Source organism: Aliidiomarina halalkaliphila (genome assembly GCF_007096385.1).
In the GTDB taxonomy this organism is placed as follows: domain Bacteria; phylum Pseudomonadota; class Gammaproteobacteria; order Enterobacterales; family Alteromonadaceae; genus Aliidiomarina; species Aliidiomarina halalkaliphila.
This window is the reverse complement of sequence record NZ_VJWL01000010.1, coordinates 1-1,345: the sequence shown is the minus strand read 5'-3', so window position 1 is coordinate 1,345 and position 1,345 is coordinate 1. Positions and strand designations below refer to the sequence as shown.

1 rRNA gene is annotated in these 1,345 nt (G+C 50.7%); it reads left to right on the top strand.

From position 1 onward, the window contains the following. Positions 1-205: 205 nt before the first annotated feature. A 16S ribosomal RNA gene (locus tag FM042_RS11795) occupies positions 206-1,345 on the top strand; the annotation flags it as partial.

The window sequence follows — 1,345 nt, the reverse complement described above, 5'->3', positions numbered from 1 at the left end:
AGAAGCAACGTTCTTTAACAATTTATCAAGCCAAGCAATCTGTGTGGGCACTTGCGATGAAAAGCATCAACCAACGCTACTTCGGTAGCAAAATGGTCAGCTTTTGAGAGCAGGAGCCTTACTAAAAAGTAAGACACCAGAAATTCATAAGTTGAGCGGCTTCTACTTTGGAAACAAAGAGAGAGGCACTTTGCATCAAGCACTTTAATTGAAGAGTTTGATCATGGCTCAGATTGAACGCTGGCGGCAGGCTTAACACATGCAAGTCGAGCGGTAACATATCTAGCTTGCTAGATGATGACGAGCGGCGGACGGGTGAGTAATACTTGGGTATCTGCCTATTGGAGGGGGACAACCACTGGAAACGGTGGCTAATACCGCATACGCTCTACGGAGGAAAGTGGGGGATCTTCGGACCTCACGCCAATAGATGAGCCCAAGCAAGATTAGGTAGTTGGTAGGGTAAAGGCCTACCAAGCCGACGATCTTTAGCTGGTCTGAGAGGATGATCAGCCACACTGGGACTGAGACACGGCCCAGACTCCTACGGGAGGCAGCAGTGGGGAATATTGGACAATGGGGGCAACCCTGATCCAGCCATGCCGCGTGTGTGAAGAAGGCCTTCGGGTTGTAAAGCACTTTCAGTGGTGAGGAAGGCGTTGTAGTTAATAGCTGCAACGATTGACGTTAGCCACAGAAGAAGCACCGGCTAACTCCGTGCCAGCAGCCGCGGTAATACGGAGGGTGCGAGCGTTAATCGGAATTACTGGGCGTAAAGCGCACGTAGGCGGTTTGTTAAGCAAGATGTGAAATCCCCGGGCTTAACCTGGGAATTGCATTTTGAACTGGCAGGCTAGAGTTTTGGAGAGGGTGGTAGAATTTCCTGTGTAGCGGTGAAATGCGTAGATATAGGAAGGAATACCAGTGGCGAAGGCGGCCACCTGGCCAAAAACTGACGCTGAGGAGCGAAAGCGTGGGGAGCAAACAGGATTAGATACCCTGGTAGTCCACGCTGTAAACGATGTCGACTAGTTGTTCGTTTCATAAATGAAGTGAGTAACGCAGCTAACGCACTAAGTCGACCGCCTGGGGAGTACGGCCGCAAGGTTAAAACTCAAATGAATTGACGGGGGCCCGCACAAGCGGTGGAGCATGTGGTTTAATTCGATGCAACGCGAAGAACCTTACCATCCCTTGACATCTACAGAAGGTCTTAGAGATAAGACTGTGCCTTCGGGAACTGTAAGACAGGTGCTGCATGGCTGTCGTCAGCTCGTGTTGTGAGATGTTGGGTTAAGTCCCGCAACGAGCGCAACCCCTATCCTTAGTTGCCAGCGCGTCATGG